The following is a 3,302-nucleotide window of genomic DNA, read 5'->3' as shown; positions in this document are numbered from 1 at the left end:
CATACCAAACATTAACTGAAGTCCAAGCAGCCATTGGTTGTTATATCAATTTTTATAATCGCAATCGTATCTCAAATGTTGCCTAAGTAACTGAATAAAAATAGTCCAATTTATTGACTTCTGAGCACTCCTTCAGATGTTCCCTTACGAATAGTATTTTTATTAATTCTTCCAATAACTTGTTGCGTTTGTGCATCAACGTCGTTTTCTTTAGCCCATTCTCTGAACTCAGGTAGCTTAATCAGTTTTTTCGCTTGAATCGATACATCGTTGAATAATTTGGTAGCATGCTCACTATCATAGCTTGCAACAAGAAAATCTTGAGATGTTGCTTCAGCAGCAACCATGAAATAGTAAAAATTCATCAACATTGAAGCAATAAAAGTTTTACCTTGACGTCTTGCTTCACTGAAGTTAACTGTGGTAAATCTAGTCCCATTTTCTTCTGTACGCCACCCCAGTACACTATCTAATACAAATGATTGATATATGGTTTCAAATTAACTTTAAAATTATCAGGATTAGGAAGCATTCGAGTAAAATTTTCAATCATTGTGACGTAGTCAGTATCATAATGATAAGGAAAGTCACTATCACGTTGTCTTCCTAAATCTTGTAAATGTCTAAAACAAGCTAATTGCGCATCCCTACCAGTCACATATTTACTAGTAAACAAAACGTCAAAAGCATATTGGGTAGCTGGATCATTATATTTATCTAGATAACGTTTATATCTTCGTTTTTCCGATTTAACAGCTTCTTTAATATCTGTCAATTAAATGTCTGCACCAAACTTCACCAACCTTAAATCGTCTTTTTTGTTTTCAGCAACGTTAATTTCACTTGGGACTAGTTGACCAGACCTTGCATCAAATGACAAACCTAAGTCAACAGCTAATGATTTCAAAGTCTTGATACTATCATTCATTATTGAATAAGCCGGATTTTTCTTTGAACGATCATATTTCGTCTCTTTTCCTACGACTACTGCTTCACCTGTTTCTTCGTCGAATTTTTTTTTATCAACTTCAAAACTAACGAATATGCCATTCTTTTGTACATCTGTTTCAGCCATCCGATATGTACCGTACAATGAACAAAAAGCTTCCAAATTAACTGTATCAATTTGTTTAATTGTTCCAAGGCGCTTTAGTTCCGGAACTAACTTTCGCCACAGTGTCACACCATAACCATCCAAATGACGAGGAGGGTTGTCTTGTAGTTCAGTAAGCTCACTTTGTTTTTCTTGGAACTCTAAATTACGTTCGCGTTGGTCTGCTCTGACAGATTCATCAGTGCTAGTCGTCCGTTTGCGACCTGAATTACGTTTATTTACCAAACAAACACCCCCTTTCATCAAAAGTTTGTGGTATACTAAATGCATATTTACAACACGTTAAACGTTGATATAATAACGTTTCAAATTTTAAAATAGCCCATTCAAAAATTTTTGATTTCTGCATTTACGAAAAACGAGGACGCCACCTTGTGACGCTCCCTCCAAACAACCCCACCCGGGGGTATTTTTTTATTTTGGTAGTTTTCAAAGATAAATCTGCCACTTTGCAACATCTTTAGCACTTTAAAAATGTCTTCCGGTCGACCTTCTGTTGACAACATCTCACTGATTTTTATGTGTTTAAAGTGGAAAGCGTCAAAATTACTGTTTTTGGTTAGGAAATGAATATTAACAATCACAAATCCATAATCAACAATCAACTTGTTACGAGTTCGTTTGTATGGAACATTTAGCAAACTAATTTTGTTTTCTAGTTCTTTGTTTGCATTTGTTCCATTAAAACAAACAACAACATCATCTATTACTTCTTTCATAAATCATCTTTCCTTTCATCATGACGTTTAATCGAATCCAATATCCATTGTCTTACTTTATCCTTCCCCCATGACTTGCTAGTGTCAATGTTCTCTAGGAATAAGCCATCAGTATAGACATCATCTTCAAGCATACCCTTGTACCAGTGGCACCTCTTGCATATCACCCATAGGTTATCCTTATCAAGTTGCTTACGCTTATCTATCTTTCTGGGGATGATAGGATCCACAACTAAATAACCTTTGGTTGTACTTGTACGTCCACAACACTCGCATGTGAACATAGCTTGTTGCTTGAGTCCTGCTGTGATAAATGTTTCCACGTTTTGTTGTGGTAGAACTCATTAGCTTCTTTGTCACGCTTATTAGCGTTGTACTCACGTTGCTGTCGCTTGCGTTCATAAGATGACTTAGGCTTGAACTCTGGCTTAGGTCGATACATTGCCTTGTGTATCTCACAGTATGAATTGTCTTGCTCATAAGGTGTGGTATTATGACAGTCAGGCTTACGGCATATCTTTACTCTAGCCATACTTACTCCTTAAATTTATGTATACAAAAAGCCCAACTCAATTTACTGAGCTGAGCTGAGCTTACATCACTTAAACAAACTCCAAACACTTTTGGTTGTCTTGTGATAAACGCTATTCTTAATTGACTTACTTGGATTAGTTATGAAGCCAGTTCCTTTCTTGCCATAAGTAGGATTGATCGCTGACTTAACGGCTCGTTTGGCACGTCCGGTTGTTCTAGCGCTGATAGACTTTTTGATTGACGGTGTTCTCATTCCAAACTTCATATACTCATACCTCACTTTATGACTACATTATAGTTCTTTTGAACGTGTGTAACACAGTAATTTTATCTCGGTGTACCTTGACGAAACCCTCTATACATTGGACGCTCACTAGTCAAATCCAGATAGTTAATGTCAAACTCTTTGTGACCTTCAACCGCTGTGTCAGTGTTCCAACCAACCTTAATACTAACCAATGGCTTATCTTCTGCACCGTCACCAATCAGTTCACCATCTACCCACACCTTTGGCACATCACGGATATCATCAAATTCAATGCGAATGTGTGGTTGTTTCGTGTCTGGTGTTGCAAGAGATTTTTCAATAATCTTACGATTGATTTTATTGATTTCATCACGTGATAATTCTCTGATTGATTCAGGTTTAAAACTGCCGGCTTTAATTGGTTCAGCTTTCAACTCATCACGCTTAAGAATATAAACGCCATGGTCATCTACACTCTCAACCGTATATCCCTTATCAAGCAGTATGTTTAACGCTTCAACACCTGCATAATCATTTACTAGAATTGCTTTTTTCATGTTATGCTCAGAAGTCAATAAATTGGACTATTTTTATTCAGTTAATTAGGCGACATTTGAGATACGATTGCGATTATAAAAATTGATATACCAACCAATGGCTGCTTGGACTTCAGTTAATGTTTGGTATG

The 3,302-nt window shown here is 36.5% G+C and carries 8 protein-coding genes and 1 pseudogene; 1 reads left to right on the top strand and 8 read right to left on the bottom strand.

Annotation, left to right across the window (positions count from 1 at the left end; genetic code table 11):
• A partial coding sequence (locus FF105_RS11685) for an IS3 family transposase (protein WP_442915988.1) occupies positions 1 to 86 on the top strand: 86 nt, incomplete at its 5' end.
• A 42-nt stretch (positions 87 to 128) separates the two neighbouring features.
• On the opposite strand, the pseudogene FF105_RS11625 reads toward FF105_RS11685, so the two are convergent.
• From FF105_RS11625 to FF105_RS11680, 8 genes and pseudogenes are all read right to left on the bottom strand, one after another.
• A pseudogene (locus FF105_RS11625) lies at positions 129 to 775 on the bottom strand (terminase large subunit domain-containing protein); the annotation flags it as partial.
• Positions 776 to 1,339, bottom strand: a complete 564-nt coding sequence (locus FF105_RS11445; protein WP_188353688.1) for a phage terminase small subunit P27 family — start codon at positions 1,337 to 1,339, stop codon at positions 776 to 778. It lies immediately after the preceding pseudogene.
• Positions 1,340 to 1,440: 101 nt separating this feature from the next.
• Positions 1,441 to 1,833 (bottom strand): hypothetical protein, encoded by a 393-nt coding sequence (locus FF105_RS11440; RefSeq protein WP_188353687.1) that lies wholly within the window; start codon positions 1,831 to 1,833, stop codon positions 1,441 to 1,443.
• Positions 1,830 to 2,117, bottom strand: a complete 288-nt coding sequence (locus FF105_RS11435) for an HNH endonuclease (RefSeq protein WP_290046916.1) — start codon at positions 2,115 to 2,117, stop codon at positions 1,830 to 1,832. The genes FF105_RS11440 and FF105_RS11435 overlap by 4 nt, the downstream gene beginning before the upstream one ends.
• A complete protein-coding gene (locus FF105_RS11430) occupies positions 2,066 to 2,365 on the bottom strand; it encodes a hypothetical protein (RefSeq protein WP_290046917.1) in 300 nt (99 codons plus the stop codon). The genes FF105_RS11435 and FF105_RS11430 overlap by 52 nt, the downstream gene beginning before the upstream one ends.
• A gap of 66 nt (positions 2,366 to 2,431) precedes the next feature.
• Positions 2,432 to 2,632 (bottom strand): hypothetical protein, encoded by a 201-nt coding sequence (locus FF105_RS11425; protein ID WP_188353685.1) that lies wholly within the window; start codon positions 2,630 to 2,632, stop codon positions 2,432 to 2,434.
• Between the two features lie 62 nt (positions 2,633 to 2,694).
• Positions 2,695 to 3,171: a hypothetical protein gene (locus tag FF105_RS11420; protein WP_188353684.1), complete on the bottom strand. Its 477-nt coding sequence runs from the start codon at positions 3,169 to 3,171 to the stop codon at positions 2,695 to 2,697.
• A 45-nt stretch (positions 3,172 to 3,216) separates the two neighbouring features.
• Positions 3,217 to 3,302 (bottom strand): IS3 family transposase (locus FF105_RS11680; protein ID WP_143470347.1); only part of this gene is annotated, 86 nt, incomplete at its 5' end.

Source organism: Leuconostoc sp. UCMA20149 (assembly GCF_030400235.1).
GTDB lineage: Bacteria > Bacillota > Bacilli > Lactobacillales > Lactobacillaceae > Leuconostoc > Leuconostoc pseudomesenteroides.
Note: the sequence above shows the minus strand (reverse complement) of the source record. Positions and strands in the feature narration are given on the sequence as shown.

Bases quoted from the DNA above. Each gene is read 5' to 3' on its own strand.
- FF105_RS11435 (WP_290046916.1), bottom strand. From the start codon at position 2,117: ATGTTCACATGCGAGTGTTGTGGACGTACAAGTACAACCAAAGGTTAT.
- FF105_RS11430 (WP_290046917.1), bottom strand. From the start codon at position 2,365: ATGGCTAGAGTAAAGATATGCCGTAAGCCTGACTGTCATAATACCACA.
- FF105_RS11425 (WP_188353685.1), bottom strand. From the start codon at position 2,632: ATGAAGTTTGGAATGAGAACACCGTCAATCAAAAAGTCTATCAGCGCT.
- FF105_RS11420 (WP_188353684.1), bottom strand. From the start codon at position 3,171: ATGAAAAAAGCAATTCTAGTAAATGATTATGCAGGTGTTGAAGCGTTA.
- FF105_RS11440 (WP_188353687.1), bottom strand. From the start codon at position 1,833: ATGAAAGAAGTAATAGATGATGTTGTTGTTTGTTTTAATGGAACAAAT.